At 64.2% G+C, this 19237-nt stretch carries 17 protein-coding genes and 1 riboswitch; of the genes, 12 read left to right on the top strand and 5 right to left on the bottom strand.

The genetic code is table 11. The annotated features are described in order from the left end of the window. Positions 1–2 precede the first annotated feature (2 nt). From cobG to AC1DXU_RS00525, 5 genes are all read right to left on the bottom strand, one after another. Entirely contained in the window at positions 3–1466 is a 1464-nt protein-coding gene (gene cobG, locus AC1DXU_RS00545; protein WP_477362981.1) for a precorrin-3B synthase, read from the bottom strand. Continuing rightward, the gene (locus tag AC1DXU_RS00540) at positions 1463–4999 is read right to left on the bottom strand and encodes a cobaltochelatase subunit CobN (protein ID WP_477362978.1); all 3537 of its coding nucleotides are present in this window, start codon (positions 4997–4999) and stop codon (positions 1463–1465) included. The genes cobG and AC1DXU_RS00540 overlap by 4 nt, the downstream gene beginning before the upstream one ends. A gap of 18 nt (positions 5000–5017) precedes the next feature. Beyond that, positions 5018–6055, bottom strand: a complete 1038-nt coding sequence (cobW, locus tag AC1DXU_RS00535; protein ID WP_477362975.1) for a cobalamin biosynthesis protein CobW — start codon at positions 6053–6055, stop codon at positions 5018–5020. Between the two features lie 2 nt (positions 6056–6057). Next, positions 6058–6486: a DUF1636 family protein gene (locus AC1DXU_RS00530; protein ID WP_477362972.1), complete on the bottom strand. Its 429-nt coding sequence runs from the start codon at positions 6484–6486 to the stop codon at positions 6058–6060. A 39-nt stretch (positions 6487–6525) separates the two neighbouring features. Continuing rightward, a riboswitch (cobalamin riboswitch) is annotated at positions 6526–6729 on the bottom strand. 29 nt (positions 6730–6758) lie between these two features. Next, positions 6759–7958, bottom strand: coding sequence for a winged helix-turn-helix domain-containing protein (locus AC1DXU_RS00525; protein WP_477362969.1), 1200 nt, complete (start codon positions 7956–7958; stop codon positions 6759–6761). 332 nt (positions 7959–8290) lie between these two features. Here AC1DXU_RS00525 and AC1DXU_RS00520 point away from each other — a divergent pair, with 332 nt between their 5' ends. From AC1DXU_RS00520 to nuoK, 12 genes are all read left to right on the top strand, one after another. Continuing rightward, on the top strand, positions 8291–8656 hold the full coding sequence (locus tag AC1DXU_RS00520; RefSeq protein WP_477274832.1) for an NADH-quinone oxidoreductase subunit A: 366 nt from the start codon (positions 8291–8293) through the stop codon (positions 8654–8656). Beyond that, positions 8647–9228 (top strand): NuoB/complex I 20 kDa subunit family protein, encoded by a 582-nt coding sequence (locus AC1DXU_RS00515; protein WP_477362966.1) that lies wholly within the window; start codon positions 8647–8649, stop codon positions 9226–9228. The genes AC1DXU_RS00520 and AC1DXU_RS00515 overlap by 10 nt, the downstream gene beginning before the upstream one ends. A 5-nt stretch (positions 9229–9233) precedes the next feature. Beyond that, complete coding sequence (locus AC1DXU_RS00510) at positions 9234–9839, top strand: NADH-quinone oxidoreductase subunit C (RefSeq protein ID WP_477362963.1); 606 nt, start codon at positions 9234–9236, stop codon at positions 9837–9839. A 9-nt stretch (positions 9840–9848) separates the two neighbouring features. Continuing rightward, complete coding sequence (locus AC1DXU_RS00505; RefSeq protein ID WP_477362960.1) at positions 9849–11039, top strand: NADH-quinone oxidoreductase subunit D; 1191 nt, start codon at positions 9849–9851, stop codon at positions 11037–11039. Then, entirely contained in the window at positions 11040–12332 is a 1293-nt protein-coding gene (locus AC1DXU_RS00500; RefSeq protein ID WP_477362957.1) for an NADH-quinone oxidoreductase subunit E, read from the top strand. Between the two features lie 10 nt (positions 12333–12342). Further along, complete coding sequence (gene nuoF / locus AC1DXU_RS00495; RefSeq protein ID WP_477362954.1) at positions 12343–13647, top strand: NADH-quinone oxidoreductase subunit NuoF; 1305 nt, start codon at positions 12343–12345, stop codon at positions 13645–13647. 83 nt (positions 13648–13730) lie between these two features. Then, a complete protein-coding gene (locus AC1DXU_RS00490) occupies positions 13731–14441 on the top strand; it encodes an NADH-ubiquinone dehydrogenase (protein WP_477362951.1) in 711 nt (236 codons plus the stop codon). Between the two features lie 115 nt (positions 14442–14556). Then, a complete protein-coding gene (gene nuoG, locus AC1DXU_RS00485) occupies positions 14557–16638 on the top strand; it encodes an NADH-quinone oxidoreductase subunit NuoG (RefSeq protein WP_477362948.1) in 2082 nt (693 codons plus the stop codon). A gap of 2 nt (positions 16639–16640) precedes the next feature. Next, complete coding sequence (nuoH, locus tag AC1DXU_RS00480; protein WP_477311994.1) at positions 16641–17684, top strand: NADH-quinone oxidoreductase subunit NuoH; 1044 nt, start codon at positions 16641–16643, stop codon at positions 17682–17684. Next, positions 17684–18175 (top strand): NADH-quinone oxidoreductase subunit NuoI, encoded by a 492-nt coding sequence (nuoI, locus tag AC1DXU_RS00475; protein WP_095204089.1) that lies wholly within the window; start codon positions 17684–17686, stop codon positions 18173–18175. Before nuoH ends, nuoI begins: the two co-directional genes overlap by 1 nt. A 124-nt stretch (positions 18176–18299) precedes the next feature. Then, complete coding sequence (locus AC1DXU_RS00470) at positions 18300–18920, top strand: NADH-quinone oxidoreductase subunit J (protein ID WP_477362944.1); 621 nt, start codon at positions 18300–18302, stop codon at positions 18918–18920. A 1-nt stretch (position 18921) separates the two neighbouring features. After that, positions 18922–19230 (top strand): NADH-quinone oxidoreductase subunit NuoK, encoded by a 309-nt coding sequence (gene nuoK, locus AC1DXU_RS00465; RefSeq protein ID WP_477362941.1) that lies wholly within the window; start codon positions 18922–18924, stop codon positions 19228–19230. Positions 19231–19237 lie beyond the last annotated feature (7 nt).

Here is a 19237-nt window from a genome sequence, read left to right as displayed (position 1 = left end):
GTTCATTCCTGTCGGTAAGCTTCGGCGATTGCCGCCGGCCCGAGCCGTATCAGGCAAGCGGCGGCTGTTTCGCCCTGAAATCGTGCGCTGCGGACCATCGCGGCGACGCGACTGACGCCGCGCGCGGCGTCATAGCCCGGCCTGTAGCCGGCAGGAAGGGCCTTTGCCGTCGCGTTCACGACAAGTCCGGCTCCGTTTTCGCCGCCGACCAGTGTGAGTGCGGCCGGGCCCGGGTGAGCGCAGCCCTTGGCACAGCCGGAAATGTGCAAGGTGAAGTCGAGGATGTCGGCGTTTTCAGCGGCGATCGACTCGGCGATGTCGCGGGTTGCGATCCGGCCGGAGGCGCAGGCCGGGGTTCCGGGGCACGCGGCAATGCGCGTGCGCGGGTCGGTGGGGGAGGTGACGAAGCCGAGGGAGGCGGCTGTATCCTGAAGGGGTTGATTGGCGGCCGGTGGCTGGCCGAGGAAGAGCACGGCACGGCCCGGGGCGAGGCGGATTTCGGTGGCGCCATGGGCGAGGGCGCTTTGGGCGAGGGCAATGAGCTTGTCGGCCGGCATGCTGCCATAGGGCAGGGCTATGCCGAGGGCGGTGGCGGCGTTGGTGAGGTCAAAGGTTCCGATAGGCCGGAGTTCCTTCGCGCCCCCCTCTGTCCTGCCGGACATCTCCCCCACGGGTGGGGAGATTGGCAGCTCAGGCGGCGGCTCTCTTCCAGGGGCGCTGGAGATCGGCGAAACCGCAGATGACAGAGCAATCTCCCCCCTCGTGGGGGAGATGTCCGGCAGGACAGAGGGGGGCGCGAAGGAATGCCAACCGGCGAGAGATGCCAGTTGCCTCTCCGACAAATCCCTCGCGTGGGCCTCACGGCCTTTTTCGGCGACCATCCTGAGCACCGCAACAGCAATATCGCGCGCTGCATCTTCCTCGACCGTCGCAACCAGGTTTGCGCGTTGGCCGTCGCCAGCGACAGCTACAACCCAGAGGGCGCCAGCGCCGGCAGACACAGCACCCAGCCTGACATCGGCCGTCACCGCGTCCATCGTCAGTTGCCCACCGCCGTCGACAACCACCGAAACCTTCGGCCCGAGCCTTCCCGTCAGCCCGGCTTCCTCGACCGCCGCCCTGATCCGATCCGCCAACTGCCGGGGATCGGCGATCGCCTGCGGATCAATACCGGCCAGCGGCCCTGTCTCGACCGGCACACCCGTGCGCACGGCAATGCCCAGCGCGTCGACCTCCGCCGCCAGCCGCGTGGCGCTGTCCGCCGTCAGCCCCCGGATCTGCAAACTGCCGCGGGCGGTGACTTCCATGATGCCGTTGCCGTGCCGCAGGGCGGATTCGGCTAGCCCGATCAAAAGCTTCGGCGACAATCCTCCCGCCACCGGGTTGAGTCGTACCAGCAGCCCATCGCCGGTCTGCATCGGCGCGGACAGAGCAGGGCAGGCGCCACGGCGCGAGAAGGCGTTCATGCCGCCACCCCGAGCGCCTGGGCTTCGGCAATCAATGCCGCCAAATCGTCGTCGATGGAATTGCGCAAGGGATGCCATAGACCGCGTCGCCGCGCCGACAGGAAACGCTCGGCGATGACTTTGGCGGCGGCCGGGTTCTCGCGCAGGATAAAAGCACGCACATCGGGGTCGCCGACATAGGCGTCATGCACGGCTTCGATCAGCGCGCCTGAAATGGCGTGCGTGGTTTCGGCAAAGCCGACGAGACGGTCGACGGTCTCGGCGAATTCCGACGCGCCGCGCGGGCCGTGGCGCATCTGGCCAGCAATGAAGCGGGCATTGACCGCACGTGCGCGTACGACGCGGGCCACCGCCTCGCCAACCGAGCGCGGCTTCGGCTTCTGCGGGTCGGTGGTGTCAAGCACGATGACGTCGGCGTTCTTGCCGAGGGCGGCCAGGGCTGCCGAAAAGCCGCCGATGAAGGCGACGTCGGCGGAGCCTTCGAGGATGTCGCGGCCGGGGTCGTCGCCGGTGTGGACGAGAAGATCAGCCTCGGCGATGCGGGTTTCGAAGGCGCCGGGCGCTGAAACGCCTTCGCCCTCGGCGCCGCCATAGGCATGCGACGTGGCATTGAGATAGGCGCGGCCGATTTCTTCTCGCGCGCCCCAGTCGCCGCTTGCCAAAAGATCCTCGACGCCGGCGCCGTAGGTGCCGGGCGAGGTGCCGAAAATGCGCGGGCTGATCTTGCCGTCGGCGCGGGTTTTGGCGGCGAGCGGGTTTTCCGAATCCTCCTCGTCGCGCGCGGCGACGGCGTTTGCGGCGGCGTCGATCAGCGCGATCTGGGTCGGGAACATGTCGCGGAACAGGCCGGATATGCGCCAGGTGACATCGACGCGCGGGCGTCCGAGGGCAGCCGGCGGCAGCACCTCGATGCCGGTGATGCGGCCGGTCGCCGAATCCCATTGCGGCCGGCAGCCCATCAGCGCCAGGCCTTGCGCGATCTCCTCGCCACCGGTGCGCAACGAGGCCGAGCCCCAGAGGTCGATGACCAGCGAGCGCGGCCAGTCGCCATGCGATTGCATATAGCCGCGTACGACCTCTTCCGCCGCCGCTCTGCCCAGATTATAGGCGGTCGGCGTCGGCATGGTGCGCGGGTCCGAGGTGAAGAGGTTGCGGCCGGTGGGCAGCACGTCACGTCGGCCGCGCGCTGGCGCGCCGGCCGGGCCGGCCTTGACGTGGCGGCCGTCGAGCGCCGCGAGGAGAGCAGCCTTCTCGGCCGCAGCGCTTTGCCGGCGCATGGGGTCGGCCTCGCCCTCGGGCGCGCGGCCATAGATGTGCAGGCCGTCCTTGATGGCGAAATCCTTGAGGTCGCAGAGCCAGGCATCGATGCGGCGCAGCGCCTCGTCGGGCGCGTCGCTCTTGGCAACGCCGGCTTCTGAGGCGAGGCCAGTCTTTTGCGCGGTCTCGACGATCAGCTTGGCCAGCCGGTCGCGGCGGCGGCGGTCGAGCCCGTCGGCCTGGGCATATTCGTCGACCAGGCGTTCAAGCTTGTGCTGGTTCTCGTCCAGGCCGGCGCCCGCCAACGGCGGCGGCAGGTGGCCGAGAGTGACGGCTGCAATACGCCGCTTGGCTTGCGCTGCCTCGCCCGGGTTGGAGACGATGAAGGGATAGATGACGGGCAGCGGGCCGGTGACGATCTCGGGAAAGCAGTTTTCCGAGAGTGCAACGGTCTTGCCCGGCAGCCATTCCAGCGTGCCATGGGCGCCGACATGGATGAGGGCATGGATGCCGAGGGATTTGCGCAGCCACAGGCCGAAGGCGATCAGCGCATGGCGCGGCGGCAAGGTCGGATCATGGTAGTCGGCGCGGCGGTCGGCAGAGCGGCCGCGATCGGGGGCGAGGGCTACGGTGATGTTGCCGAAGGTGGCGGCTTGGAAGGGGAAGTGTTTTTCGCCAGCGCGTGGCGAAGGCCGGCGTTCTGTCGCGCCCCCCTCTGTCCTGCCGGACATCTCCCCCACAAGGGGGGAGATTGGGCCGTCATCGGCGCTTTCGCCAATCTCAAACGTTGCAGGAAGGGAGCCGGCAGCGGAGCTGCCAATCTCCCCCCAAGTGGGGGAGATGTCCGGCAGGACGGAGGGGGGCGCCTCGCGGAAACCTGTCTCTTCCGCCTTGCCCCATGCGGCATCTACCGCAGCAATTGCCGCCGTCGGCAGCTCCCTCGAAAGAGCGAGATACTCCGCTAGCCCCAACCTATGAGCGCTCCGCTCCAGCAGATCCAGCAATTCCCGCGCCGTTTGCGGAATCCCCTCAACCACGTAGCCCTGCTCCCTCAAGTCGTGCAGCATCGCCAGCACGCTGGACGGCACGTCGAGGCCGACGGCATAGCCGGTGCGGCCAGGCGCACTCGGATAGTCGGGAATCAATATCGCGAGCTTGCGCGTCGCGCGCGGTGTCTGTTGGAGTTTGATGAAAGCCGCAACGCGGTTCGCCACCTGCGCTACGCGGTCGGGCTCCGGCCGGTTGGCGAAGGCCCGGAAGGCCAATGCCGGGTCGGTCTCGCTCTCGCCCTTGAAGGAAATCGCGCCGGCGAGGATGCGGCCGTCGAGTTCGGGCAGCACGACATGCATGGCGAGGTCGGCGGGCGCCAGGCCGCGCTGGTTGTTTTGCCAGATGTCGCGGCGGGTGGTTGCGACGATGACCTGGAAGACAGGCACGCCGGCGCGGTCGAACAGGGTTTCGACACCCGGCTCGGCGCCGGAGGCGAAGGCGGTGGCGGTGATGATGGCGGCAGGGTTCAGGGAGGCCAGCGCGGTTTCCACGAAGGCCAGGGATGCCGGGTCCTTCAGGCTGGAGACGAAGATCGGGACGGGGGCCATGCCGCGTTGGCGGAGCGCTTCCAAAAGCGCGTCGATGGGCGCGACGTCGGCAGCGAGCAGCATCGAGCGATAGAAGAGAATCGGCACGACCTTTCCCTCTACCTCGAGGGGGAGGGGGACGACGCCATGGCCCGGCTCGTAGTAGCCCGCTTTAGGCACGCTGACCGGCTCGGCAGCCGCAACCTCGGACCCAGCCAACCCCGCCAGCCTGTGCATCAGCCCGCTCATATTGGCCGGGCCGCCCTCGCGGAAATAGCCCAGCAATGCATCGAGCTCTTCGCGCGGCAGCGTCGAGGCTTCGATCAGGCGCAGATCCTCGTCGTGGCTCTCGCCGGGCAGCAGCGCCAGTTTGATGCCGCGTGCGCGGGCGGTGGAAGCGAGCTGGTCGCAGCCATAGCGCCACCACTCATAGCCGCCGAGAATGCGAACCAGAATGATCTTGGCGTGGCGGGCGACGCTGTCGACCCAGAGGTCGACGGACATCGGATGGCGCAGGTCGCGCAGTGCCACCAGCCGCATCGACGGCAGGCGTGCCGCGTCGGCCTTCCACGCTGCCGCCAGTCCGGCCAGATCGCTATCGGTAAAGGACAGCGCTACGACATCCGCCGGCGTCTGCCGGAGATCGACAGGCTCGGCGAGATCGTCGAGCGAGGCGGATGTGGTGGTGAGGATGTGCATCGCGGCTCGTGCCTGAGATCAGCCGGCGAGTATACGCTCGATTGCCGGGCGGTTCAGCCCCTTCAGACCGATGACGACCAGGCGCGAGCGGCGGTCGTCTTGAGCGGTCCAGGCGCGGTCGTAGTAATGATTGACGCGCGGACCGACGGCCTGCAGCAAAAGCCGCATCGGCTTGCCGCCGACCTCGACGAAACCTTTTACGCGCAGTACGTTTTCTTCTTCGGCGGCGGTGGCGACGCGCTTTGCCAGCTCATCCGGATTGGCGATCGAGGCAATGTCGACGATGAAGGTGTCGAAGTCGTCGTGCTCGTGGTCGAATGCGCCGTCATGATGCGACTTGCGGTTCTCGATGTCGTCCTCGACGGCGAGACCGAGGCCGAGCAGCACCGAGGGATCGACCTTGCCATGCGACGTCGGCACGATTTTCACGGCGCGGGCGGAGTGTTCGTTGATGATGGCGTTGGCGCGGGCCGAACCGGCGGCGTCCATCAAATCGCTCTTCGACAGGATGATCAGGTCGGCGCAGGCGATCTGGTCCTCGAACAGTTCCTCGACCGGGTCGTCATGGTCTAGCGTCTCATCCTTGGCGCGCTGCGCCTGCAGGGCGTCCATGTCGTTGGCGACACGGCCCTCGGCCAGCGCCGGGCCGTCGACCACGGCGATGACGCCGTCGACAGTCACCCGGCTCTTCACGCTCGGCCATTGGAAAGCCTGGACCAGCGGCTTGGGCAGCGCCAGGCCCGAGGTTTCGATCAGGATGTGGTCGACCTTCGGCGTCAGCGCGAGGATCTGGTCGAGCGCGGGGACGAAATCGTCAGCGACGGTGCAGCAGATGCAGCCATTGGCCAGTTCGACGATGTTTTCCTCCGGGCAGGTGTCGATGCCGCATCCCCTAAGGATCTCGCCGTCGATGCCGATGTCGCCGAACTCGTTGACGATGATGGCAATGCGCTTGCCGCCGGCGTTTTCCAGGAGATGGCGGACCAGCGTCGTCTTGCCGGCGCCGAGGAAGCCGGTGACGACGGTGCAGGGAACACGGGAAACGGAAGCGTTCATGGTCAGTCCTTCAGCAGGTCGAGAGGAGGGATGCGGGCAACGAGGCCGCGCTTGAGGCTATCGGGGCGGCCGCGCCAGGGGATAAGGCCGTCGGTCGAGGTGGCGAAGAGTTTGGCGCCAGCGACGAGATCGGCGCCGCTGGTCAAGGTCAGGTCGCCGAAGACATAGCTCCAGCAGCCGTCGCGCAGGATGGCGGCGCTGAGGCGTCGCTTGCAATTGCCGAGGCATTCGACGGTGCGGATGCGGATATCTTCATTCGCTGCGGCACGGCGCGTGTCTTGCGCGAGCAGTTCGCCGGCGCGGGGGTGGGCGTCGGAGCCGGTCTCGTCGCGGCACGAGGCGCAGACAATTACAGTGACGCCGGCCAACGCGTCGCTGTTGCCGGACAAAATATCCGCTGTTTCAGCCGAAAAACTGCTGTCGCGTTCCAAATCATGCTCCTTGCCCGGAAAACCCGCCAGGCGATCGGATACTTTATGTCCTAGACGGCAGGTCTCCTGGCTCGCGGGTCATCGCCTTGGGTGCCGCCTTCCCGGTGTTACCCAGTGGTTTTCGGCCCAGGCTCGTCGCTTACAGTTGCGGGGACAGCCGCGGATTTGAGATCGAAATCCCGCACCGCATTCCCTCTTGGCTCCTCCCTTTGAAGAGAAGAGACCGTCTGAACCGGATTTAGGCTTGTGTATGCAGGCGTGTCAACGCGCGTCTACGACGCCGCGATGTCGGCGAGCGGCTGGCCGAGATCGCCGGCGGGTGTCACTTCGATACGCTCAAGGCCGAGCCAACCCTGCATCAGCTTCAATTCTTCGAACAGTTCTGCTGCGGTTTCGGCCGGTGCGCCGGGCTCGGCGTAACCGGCATGGACGCGCAGCACGCTGGCGGGGCGGTCGGCTTTGAGGTCGACGCGGGCGACGATCCTGTCGCCAAGCAGGAACGGCAGCACGTAGTAGCCGTACTGGCGTTTGTCGGCCGGCGTGTAGATCTCGATGCGGTAGCGGAAGTTGAACAGGTTTTCGGTGCGTGTCCGCTCGAAAACCACCGGATCAAAGGGTGCCAGCAAGGCACGCGCCTCGATCCGCCGGGGCAAACGGGCGTCCTTGTGGAGGTAAGCCGGCTTGTCCCAGCCCTCGACGCGCATGGGCAAAAGTTCGCCGGTCTCGACCAGTTCCTCGAGGCGGCTCTTCATATCGGCGGGGGAAAGGCGGAAGTAGTCGCGCAGGTCGCTGGCTGTTGCGATGCCGTGGGCGCGAGCGGAAATGCGCAACAATTCGCGGTGCGAATCCTCGGCGGCGGGAACGGCCAAGTCGAGGATCGCCTGTGGCAGCACGCGTTCGGGCAGATCATAGAACCGTTCGAAACCGCGCCGCGACGCCGTGGTGATGCGGCCGGCCCAGAACAGCCATTCGAAGGCGTGTTTGGCGTGGCTCCAGCCCCACCAGCCGCCAGAGCCTTTCTGGCCCTCGAGCGCCGAGGCAGCAATCGGACCCCGGTCAACGACCTGGCGATAGATCTCTTCGATATAGGCGGCGTGTTCGCGGCCCCATTTTGCCAGGCCCAGATACATCTCCCCGCCGCTCTCGGCTCGCTGCATGCGCCAGCGCATCAGCGGGTATGTCTCGACCGGCAGGAAGGAGGCTTCGTGGGCCCAGTACTCGAAGACTGTGCGCTTGCGGGTCACGGCGGCGTTGTCGAGCAAAGCCAGCGGGTAGGGGCCGAGGCGCGAGTAGAGCGGCATGTAATGGGCGCGCACCACGGCGCTGACGGAATCGATCTGCAGCAGGCCGGTGCGGGAAAGCACGCGGGCGAAGTGGCGGCGGTCGGGCGTGCCGGCGGGGCGGGCATCATTGAATCCTTGAGCCGCCAACGCGATGCGGCGGGCCATGGCGAGCGATATCTTTTCCTTCATGGGAGACGGGACTCTGATGATTTTCGAGCAAAAGGAGCCGGTGATTCCGCGTCATGCTAGCAGGGTTTTGGCGAGATCCATGTCAGGAGAGAAAAGTGGAGTAGAAAGTGAAGGAAATCAAACAGGAGCGGAACGGACCAGTTTCTTCCGAAGTGCCGTCCAGCACCGTGTTTTGAACAAGGTTTGACTTGCTTCGCCGAAAGCGCTGCGCTAACCCTCGCCGCGTTGCAGCATAGGCACTTAAAACGGTTCAGCGGTTAAACTGTCACGCTTCCGCATTAGGGTTCGTTGCTGTAATCAGAGTGGATTGGCCGCCAACGGAAAGCTGCTGCATGACCGCACTTTTGAGTTCGTATCTGCCCATCGTCCTGTTCATCGGCGTGGCGCTGGTCGTCGGCCTGGCGCTGCTTGTGGCGCCGTTCCTGGTGGCCTACCGCAATCCCGATCCGGAAAAGCTCTCCGCCTATGAGTGCGGCTTCAATTCGTTCGACGATGCCCGCATGAAATTCGACATCCGCTTCTACCTGGTGTCGATCCTGTTCATCATCTTCGATCTGGAAGTGGCCTTCCTGTTTCCGTGGGCGGTCTCCTTCTCGAAAATCGGCATGCTCGGCTTCTGGTCGATGATGGTGTTTTTGGCGGTGCTGACCATCGGCTTTGCCTATGAATGGAAAAAAGGAGCGCTGGAATGGGATTGAGCGACAATTCCGGCACGCTCGTCGCGCCCAGGCCCAAGGGCCTGATCGACCCCAATACAGGTCGACCGGTCGGTTCCGACGATCCGTTCTTCCTCGAAATCAACAATGAGCTGGCCGACAAGGGCTTTCTCGTAACCTCGACCGAGGCGCTGATCACCTGGGCGCGCAGCGGTTCGCTGATGTTCATGACCTTCGGTCTCGCCTGCTGCGCGGTCGAGATGATCCACACCTCGATGCCGCGCTACGACTCGGAGCGCTTCGGCGTTGCGCCGCGCGCGTCTCCGCGCCAGTCCGACATCATGATCGTCGCGGGAACGCTGACCAACAAGATGGCGCCGGCGCTGCGCAAGGTCTACGACCAGATGCCGGAGCCGCGCTACGTCATCTCGATGGGCTCCTGCGCCAATGGCGGCGGCTATTATCACTATTCCTATTCGGTGGTGCGCGGCTGCGACCGCGTCGTGCCCGTCGACATCTATGTGCCCGGCTGCCCGCCAAGCGCGGAAGCGCTGCTCTACGGCATTCTTCTACTGCAGAAGAAGATCCGCCGCACCGGCACGATCGAACGGTAGGCCCAATGACTGCATCCCTGAGCGAACTGTCGACTTATCTGAGTGAAAAGCTGGCCGGCCGGATCGGCGATACGGTGTTCGCCTATGGCGAACTCACCGTCGCGGTCGAGCCGGGCGATCTGATCGAGGTGGTGACCTTCCTGCGCGACGATGCGCGCTGCCAGTTCATTTCGATCATCGACGTCTGCGGTGCCGACTATCCGTCGCGGGTCAAGCGCTTCGATGTCGTCTATCACTTGCTGTCGCCGAAGCAGAATGTGCGCATCCGCCTGAAAGTTCAGGCCGACGAGGAAACCATGGTGCCCTCGATCACCGGCGTGTTTCCAGGCGCCGACTGGTTCGAGCGCGAGACCTACGATCTCTACGGCGTTTTGTTCTCCGGCCATCCCGACCTTCGCCGGATCCTGACCGACTACGGCTTCGAGGGTCATCCGCTGCGCAAGGATTTCCCGCTGACCGGCTTCGTCGAAGTGCGCTACGACGACGAGGCCAAGCGCGTCATCTACGAGCCGGTTGAGCTCAAGCAGGAATTCCGCAATTTCGACTTTTTGAGCCCATGGGAGGGAACCGACTACGTTCTTCCCGGGGATGAAAAAGCCAAGACGAATTGAGGCGCCAGAATGGCTGAAACCTCCGTCCGCAACTTCAACATCAATTTTGGACCGCAGCATCCCGCCGCGCATGGCGTTTTGCGCCTGGTGCTGGAGCTCGACGGTGAGGTGGTCGATCGCGTCGATCCGCATATCGGGCTGTTGCATCGCGGCACCGAAAAGCTGATCGAGCACAAGACCTATCTGCAGGCGGTGCCCTATCTCGACCGGCTCGACTATTGCGCGCCGATGAACCAGGAGCATGCCTTTGCACTCGCCACCGAGCGGCTGCTCGGCATCGAGGTGCCGAAGCGCGGCCAGCTCATCCGGGTCCTCTATTCGGAGATGGGGCGCATCATGTCGCACATCCTGAATGTGACGACGCAGGCGATGGACGTCGGCGCGCTGACGCCGCCGCTTTGGGGCTTCGTCGAGCGCGAAAAGCTGATGGTGTTTTATGAGCGCGCTTCGGGCTCGCGCATGCATGCGGCCTATTTCCGGCCCGGCGGCGTGCACCAGGACCTGCCGCAGAAGCTGGTCGAGGATATCGGCAAATGGATCGATCCGTTCCTCAAGTCGATCGATGACCTTGACCAACTGCTGACCCCCAACCGCATCTTCAAGCAGCGCAATGTCGATATCGCCACTGTGTCGCTCGCCGATGCCTGGGCCTGGGGTTTCTCGGGCGTCATGGTGCGCGGCTCGGGCGCTGCCTGGGACCTACGCAAGTCGCAGCCCTATGAATGCTATTCCGAGATGGATTTCGACATTCCGATCGGCAAGAACGGCGACTGCTACGACCGTTACCTCGTGCGCATGGAAGAGATGCGCCAGTCGGCGAAGATCATGCGCCAGTGCGTCGATCTTTTGCTTGGCAAGGAACTCAACGGCCCGGTGTCGAACCTCGACGGCAAGGTTGTGCCGCCGAAGCGCCAGGCGATGAAGCGCTCGATGGAAGCGCTGATCCATCACTTCAAGCTCTACACTGAGGGTTACCGTGTGCCGGCCGGCGAGGTCTATGCGGCCGTCGAGGCGCCGAAAGGCGAATTCGGCGTCTATCTGGTCTCCGACGGCTCCAACAAGCCCTATCGCTGCAAGCTGCGTGCGCCAGGTTTCGCGCATCTGCAGGCCATGGACTTTTTGTGCCGCGGCCACATGCTGGCCGACGTCACCGCCATATTGGGTTCCCTCGACATCGTGTTTGGTGAGGTCGATCGCTAAATGTCAGTCCGCCGTCTCGCAGAGCAAGCCGTCCAGCCAGCCTCCTTCGCCTTCAACAGGGCGAATGCGGCAGCGGCGAAGCAATGGATCAAGAAATATCCGAAGGGCCGCGAGCAATCCGCGATCATCCCGCTGCTGATGCTGGCGCAAGAGCAGGAAGGCTGGGTGACCAAGGCGGCGATCGAGACCATCTCCGACATGCTCGGCATGCCCTACATCAGGGGGTTGGAAGTCGCGACCTTCTATACGCAGTACCAACTGAACCCGGTCGGCACGCGCGCGCATATCCAAGTCTGCGGCACCACGCCTTGCATGCTGCGCGGCTCGGAAGCGCTTATGGACGTGTGCCGGTCGAAAATCCATCACGACCAGTTCCACACCAACGACAAGGGTACGCTGTCGTGGGAAGAGGTCGAGTGCCTCGGCGCCTGCGTCAACGCGCCGATGGTGATGATCTTCAAGGACACGTTTGAAGATTTGACGCCGGAACGTCTTACCGAAATCATCGATCTCTACGGCGCCGGCAAGGGCGCACAGGTCCAGCCAGGACCGCAGAACGGCCGCACCACGTCGGAGCCGATCACCGGTCTGACGACGCTGAAGAGCGAAAAGGCGATCCTCAAGACGACCCGCGACAAGGAAGACAGGGCAGCCGCCAAGGCAGCTCAGGATGCGGCGTCGGCTGCTGCACCGGCAGCCCCGGCGCCGGCTGCACCCGTGGCACCGTCGAATGCCGGCAAGCCGAAGACCGATGCGCCCGAAACCAGCCCGGCGCTGAAATCGCCTTCGGCAACGAAGGTTGCCCCGGCTGTGGAGAAGGCGGCGAGCGTTTCGGCCCCGCTGCATTCGGCCGCCAACGCCAATAAGGCAGCACCCGAGGTCGAAAAGGTCACTAAGCAGCGCAATGGTCCGAAGGCCAAGGCCGAGCCGGCTGCCGCCTTCAAGGCGCCGGAGGCCAAGGCTGCACCGGCGAAAGCTGGCGCCAGCGCCAAGCCGGCAAAGCCGTCGCTCGAGGACAAGAACCGTCCGGCCGGAATCGAAAAGCCGGCGCTGGTCGACGATCTCAAGCTGATCTCCGGTGTCGGGCCGAAGATCGAGGGTATCCTGCATACGCTCGGCATCTTCACCTTTGCGCAGGTCGCTTCCTGGAAGAAGGCCGAACGCGAGTGGGTGGACGGCTATCTCGCTTTCCACGGTCGCATCGACCGCGACGACTGGGTCAAGCAGGCCAAGGCGCTCGCCAAGGGCGGGGTCGCCGAATACATCCGCGTCTTCGGCAAGAAGCCGGTCTGAGGGACGAACAATGCTTCAGGACAGAGACCGCATCTTCAACAACATCTACGGCCGCTTCGACAAGTCGCTGGCCGGCGCGATTTCGCGCGGGGCCTGGGACAACACGCCCGGCCTGATCGCCAAGGGGCGCGAGTGGATCGTCAACGAGATGAAGGCCTCGGGCCTGCGCGGCCGCGGCGGCGCCGGCTTCCCGACCGGACTGAAATGGTCGTTCATGCCCAAGCAGAGCGACGGCCGGCCGAGCTATCTCGTCGTCAATGCCGACGAATCCGAGCCCGGCACCTGCAAGGACCGTGACATCCTGCGCCACGACCCGCACACGCTGGTTGAGGGCTGCCTGATCGCCGGCTTCGCCATGGGTGCGATCGCCGCCTACATCTATGTGCGCGGCGAATTCATCCGCGAACGCGAGGCGCTGCAGCGCGCCATCGACGAGGCCTATGCGGCCAAGCTGATCGGCAAGAACAACACATCCGGCTATGACTTTGATATCTATATGCATCACGGCGCCGGAGCCTATATTTGCGGCGAGGAAACGGCGCTGCTCGAAAGCCTCGAAGGCAAGAAGGGCCAGCCACGGCTGAAGCCGCCATTCCCGGCCAATGTCGGCCTCTATGGCTGCCCGACGACGGTCAACAATGTCGAATCGATCGCTGTCGCGCCGACCATTCTGCGCCGCGGAGCGTCGTGGTTCTCGTCCTTTGGCCGGCCCAACAATGTCGGCACCAAGCTGTTTTGCATCTCCGGCCACGTCAACAATCCGTGCACCGTCGAAGAGGCGATGTCGATCCCGTTCCGTGAGCTGATCGAGACGCATTGCGGCGGCATCCGTGGCGGCTGGGACAATCTTTTGGCGGTCATTCCGGGCGGCGCTTCGGTGCCGCTGGTGCCGGCAGAGCAAATCATCGACGCGCCGATGGATTTCGATGCGCTGCGTGACCTGAAGTCGGGCCTCGGCACGGCGGCCGTCATCGTCATGGACAAGTCGACGGATGTCGTGAAAGCGATCGCGCGGCTTTCCTACTTCTACAAGCACGAAAGCTGTGGCCAGTGCACGCCGTGCCGCGAAGGCACCGGCTGGATGTGGCGGGTGATGGAGCGGCTGGTGCGCGGCGAGGCGCAAAAGCGCGAGATCGACATGCTGCTCGACGTCACCAAGCAGGTCGAAGGCCACACGATCTGCGCGCTGGGCGACGCGGCGGCATGGCCGATCCAGGGCCTGATGCGGCATTTCCGCGGCGAGGTGGAGCGGCGCATCGACGAGTTTTCACGCAACGCGCATCGGGCCGAACCGGTGATGGTGGCGGCGGAGTAGAAGAAGAGTTCGAAGTACGGGCCGAAACGCCCGAGACTGAAATACCGGGGCGGGGCATACGAAGAAACGACCAGGAGATACCGATGGCGCCGTATTCGATACCCTACCCGTTGATGCCCGACATGGACCAGTTCGAGAAGATGAACCAGGATTTGACCAGGATGATGCCGAAGGAGATGGCCAGCGCCGTCAACCTTTTGGCGCACCCTGTCGCGGGTGCCGCCGCAATGTCGGCGCTCGGCATCGGGCTGGCCAACCACGCTTTTGGCGTCTGGATGGGTGCGCTTTCAGGTGCCGCCGAGGCCTCGCAGCGGCTTTTCCAGCCGATCGTCGATGATTTCGAGGCAAGAAGCGAACGCTTTTCGGAAGCCACGACAAGCTCGTCCACCAAGGCGCGCGCGGCGACCAAAACCTTGATAGCCGAGGCGCAGACCTTCGCCCAAGACGTGACCGACATCGCCGCCCGTACCGTGAGCGAGGCGCCGGCAGCACCCGATACGAGCGCTGTCGTCGGCAATGCTGCGAACGGGCTGTTGCCGGACGATTTCAGGCAGCCCAAGGGCATGGACCGGCCGGACAAGCCGTCGGATCTCAAGGCGATAACGGGCGTCGGACCGAAACTGGAAAAGGTGCTCAACGGCCTCGGCATCTGGACATTTGCCCAGGTCGCCGCCTGGACGCCGGAAGAGATCGCCTGGGTCGAGGATTATTTGTCGCTCAACGGCCGCATCGGCCGCGATGAGTGGGCCCGTCAGGCGGCGGCACTTGTGCTGGCCGCCAAGGCCAAGAAGTAGGGGCGGGGCAAATTGAAGATAGAAACGCTGAGATCGCCGGCATGATGATGAATGGCATCAGGTTGAGCGATCTTTTTCAGGCAGATGAGACGGCGAAAACCGCCGGGGGCAATTGATGGCAAAGCTCAAGGTCGACGGGAAAGAGATCACTGTACCCGACCACTACACGCTGCTGCAGGCGGCCGAGGACGCTGGCGCGGAAGTGCCGCGCTTCTGCTTCCATGAGCGGCTGTCGATCGCCGGCAATTGCCGCATGTGCCTGATCGAGGTGAAGGGCGGGCCGCCCAAGCCGCAGGCTTCCTGCGCCATGGGCGTGCGCGATTTGCGCCCCGGCCCGAATGGCGAGCCGCCGGAAATCTTCACCAACACGCCGATGGTCAAGAAGGCCCGCGAAGGCGTGATGGAATTCCTGCTGATCAACCATCCGCTGGATTGCCCGATCTGCGACCAGGGCGGCGAGTGCGACCTGCAGGATCAGGCGATGGCCTTCGGCGTCGATTCCTCGCGCTACAAAGAGAACAAGCGCGCGGTCGAGGACAAGTATATCGGGCCGCTGGTCAAGACGGTGATGAACCGCTGCATCCATTGCACGCGCTGCGTCCGCTTCACCACGGAAGTTGCAGGCATTTCCGAACTCGGCCTGATCGGCCGCGGCGAGGATGCCGAGATCACCACCTATCTCGAAAGCGCGATGACCTCGGAATTGCAGGGCAATGTCATCGACCTCTGCCCGGTCGGCGCGCTGACCTCGAAGCCGTTTGCCTTCCAGGCACGGCCATGGGAGCTGACCAAGACCGAATCCATCGACGTGATGGACGCGGTCGGTTCGGCGATCCGCGTCGATTCGAGAGGCCGCGAAGTGATGCGCATCCTGCCGCGCGTCAACGAGGCGGTGAACGAAGAGTGGATTTCCGACAAGACCCGCTTCATCTGGGATGGCTTGCGCACGCAGCGCCTGGACCGCCCCTACGTGCGCAAGGACGGCAAGCTGGTTCCGGCGAGCTGGGCCGAGGCGTTTGCGGCGATCAAGGACGCGGTGTCAAAGGCGGCGCCCGAGAAGATCGGCGCCATATCAGGCGATCTTGCTGCCGTTGAAGAAATCTATGCGCTGAAGCAGCTTATGGCCGCGCTCGGCTCGAAGAATACCGATTGCCGCCAGGACGGCGCAGCGCTCGATCCGTCGCTCGGCCGCGCCAGCTACATCTTCAACCCGACCATCGAAGGCATCGAGCAGGCCGACGCGGTGCTGATCATCGGCGCCAACCCGCGCTTCGAGGCGTCGGTGCTCAATACCCGCATCCGCAAGCGCTGGCGCATCGGCAATCTGCCGGTTGGCGTCATCGGCGAGATCGGCGACACGCGCTACGACTACGAACAGCTGGGCGCCGGTCCGGAATCGCTGAAGGATTTGGCCGACGGCAATGGCAAGTTCTTCGAGGTGCTGAAAAAGGCGACGCATCCTCTGATCATCGTCGGCCAGGGCGCACTGGCGCGCTCGGATGGCGCGGCCGTGCTCGGCCAGGCGGCCAGGCTGGCTGGCGCCGTCAACGCCTCGCGTGCCGATTGGAACGGCTTTGCCGTGCTGCACAATGCGGCGGCCAGAGTCGGCGGCCTCGATCTCGGTTTCGTGCCGGGCGAGGGCGGCAAGAATGTCGCCGGCATGCTGGGCGAGATGGATGTCCTGTTCCTGCTCGGCGCCGACGAGATCGACATGGCCAAGACCGGCGGCGCGTTCGTCGTCTATGTCGGCACGCATGGCGATCAGGGCGCGCACCGCGCCAACGTCATCCTGCCGGGTGCTGCCTACACCGAAAAGTCGGGCACCTATGTCAACACCGAAGGACGCGTGCAGCAGACCAACCGCGCCGGCTTCGCGCCGGGCGATGCGCGCGAGGACTGGGCGATCTTAAGGGCACTGTCGGATGTGCTGGGCAAGAAGCTGCCGTTCGATTCGCTGCCGCAATTGCGCGCCAAGCTCTATCGCGACTACCCGCATCTCGCTCGCATCGACCAGGTTGCGGCCGGAAACGCTGACGACATCGCCAAAGTGGCGAAGCTCGGCGGGCGGCTGAACAAGGGTACGTTCACCTCGCCGGTCAAGGATTTCTACCTGACCAACCCGATCGCGCGGGCCTCAGCCGTGATGGCGGAATGCTCGGCGCTGGCGAAAAACGGCTTCAGGCAGGCGGCGGAATAGACATGGACACCTTCTTCTCCATCTACGTGCTGCCGGCGCTGATCATCCTGCTGAAGTCGGTCGTGCTGATCGTCGTGCTTTTGATCTTCGTCGCCTACATCCTCTACGCCGACCGCAAGATCTGGGCGGCGGTGCAGTTGCGCCGCGGACCGAACGTGGTCGGCCCGTGGGGCACGCTGCAGGCTTTCGCCGACCTGTTGAAATTCGTCTTCAAGGAGCCGGTTATACCGTCCGGCGCCAACAAGGGCGTCTTCCTGCTGGCGCCGCTTGTGTCGGCGGTGCTGGCGATCTCGGCCTGGGCGGTCATCCCGGTCAATGACGGCTGGGCCATCGCCAACGTCAATGTCGGCATCCTCTATGTCTTCGCCATCTCCTCGCTAGAGGTCTATGGCGTGATCATGGGCGGCTGGGCGTCCAATTCGAAGTATCCGTTCCTCGGCGCGTTGCGCTCGGCGGCGCAGATGGTGTCCTACGAAGTCTCGATCGGTTTCGTCATCGTCACCGTGCTGCTTACCGCAGGCTCGCTCAACCTCACCGATATCGTGCTGTCGCAGCATGACGGGCTTGGCACGCGGCTTGGCCTGCCTAACACGTTCCTCGACTGGAACTGGCTAGCGCTGTTCCCGATGTTCATCATCTTCTTCATCTCGGCGCTGGCCGAGACGAACCGGCCGCCTTTCGATCTGGTGGAAGCCGAATCGGAACTGGTCGCCGGCCACATGGTCGAATATTCGTCGACGCCGTTCCTGCTGTTTTTCCTCGGCGAATATGTCGCCATCGTGCTGATGTGCGCGCTGGCCACCATTCTGTTCCTCGGCGGCTGGCTGCCGCCCTTCGATTTCGCGCCGTTCACCTGGGTGCCGGGCGTCATCTGGTTCGTGCTGAAGGTCTGCTTTGTGTTCTTCGGCATCTCGATGGTGAAGGCGTTCGTACCGCGCTACCGCTACGACCAGCTGATGCGGCTTGGCTGGAAAGTGTTCCTGCCGATCTCGCTGTTCATGGTGGTCGCCACTGCAGCCTTCCTCAAGATCACGGGGTTTGCGTGATGTCCGCTCTTGGCCAAGCCGCCAAATCGCTGCTGCTGCAGGATTTCGTCAGCGCCTTCTTCCTGTCGATGCGCCAGTTCTTCGCGCCGAAGGAGACGATCAACTATCCGCACGAGAAGGGGCCGACCAGCCCGCGTTTTCGTGGCGAGCACGCGTTGCGCCGTTATCCCAATGGCGAGGAACGCTGCATCGCCTGCAAACTGTGCGAGGCGATCTGCCCGGCGCAGGCCATCACCATCGAGGCCGGCCCGCGCCGCAACGACGGCACGCGGCGCACCGTACGCTACGACATCGACATGGTGAAGTGCATCTATTGCGGCTTCTGCCAGGAAGCCTGCCCGGTCGACGCCATCGTCGAGGGGCCGAATTTCGAATTCGCGACGGAGACGCGCGAGGAGCTCTACTACGACAAGGACAAGCTTTTGGCGAATGGCGACCGGTGGGAGCGCGAACTGGCGCGCAACATCTCGCTGGACTCGCCCTATCGCTGACATTTGACGCATGGACGGGGCGAGGGGCCTCGTCTAAGGAACACGCAACTTGCCGACCGGAGGCGGTCGCAAATATCGAACAGGACGAGCGTCCTGTTTCGGACAGGAACCCGGGGGATCCCCAATGCTGAGTGGACTAGAGGCGGCCTTTTTCTACCTCTTCGCCTTTGTCGCGGTGGCATCGGCGTTTTTGGTCATTTCGTCGCGCAACCCCGTGCATTCGGTGCTGTTCCTGATCCTGACCTTCTTCAATGCCGCCGGCCTGTTCATGCTGACCGGCGCCGAGTTCCTGGCGATGATCCTGCTCGTCGTCTATGTCGGCGCGGTGATGGTGCTGTTCCTGTTCGTCGTCATGATGCTCGACGTCGATTTCGCCGAGATGAAGGAAGGCGCCCTGCAATATGCGCCGATCGGCGCGCTGGTCGGGCTGATCCTGGCGGCGGAGCTGATCGTCGTGCTCGGCGGCTATACATTCGCGCCGCAGCTGGCGTCGACGGTCTCGAAACCGATCCCCGATCTTGCCGCACGGACAAACACGGCCGCGCTCGGCGATATTCTTTACACCGACTATCTCTACTATTTCCAGATTTCGGGCCTCGTGTTGCTGGTTGCCATGATCGGCGCCATCGTGCTGACGCTGCGCCACAAGCCGGGCGTCAAGCGGCAGTCGATCGCGGCCCAGGTCGGCCGCACGCCGGCGACCGGCATGGAAATTCGCAAGGTCAAGACAGGCGAGGGACTCTGAGATGGTCGTCGGCATCGCACATTATCTGGCCGTATCGGCGATCCTGTTCACGCTCGGTGTGTTCGGCATCTTTTTGAACCGCAAGAACATCATCGTCATCCTGATGTCGATCGAGCTGATCTTGCTCGCCGTCAACATCAATTTCGTCGCCTTCTCGGCGGCACTCGGCGATCTCGTCGGACAGGTGTTCGCGCTGTTCGTGCTGACGGTCGCGGCGGCTGAAGCCGCAATCGGTCTTGCCATTCTCGTCGTCTTCTTCCGCAACCGCGGCTCGATCGCGGTCGAAGACGTGAACATGATGAAGGGTTGACGGGAAC

The organism is Mesorhizobium sp. P3_A10, from assembly GCF_056403175.1.
The sequence above is the reverse complement of the archived record's forward strand: the minus strand, read 5'-3'. Positions and strand labels throughout refer to the sequence as shown.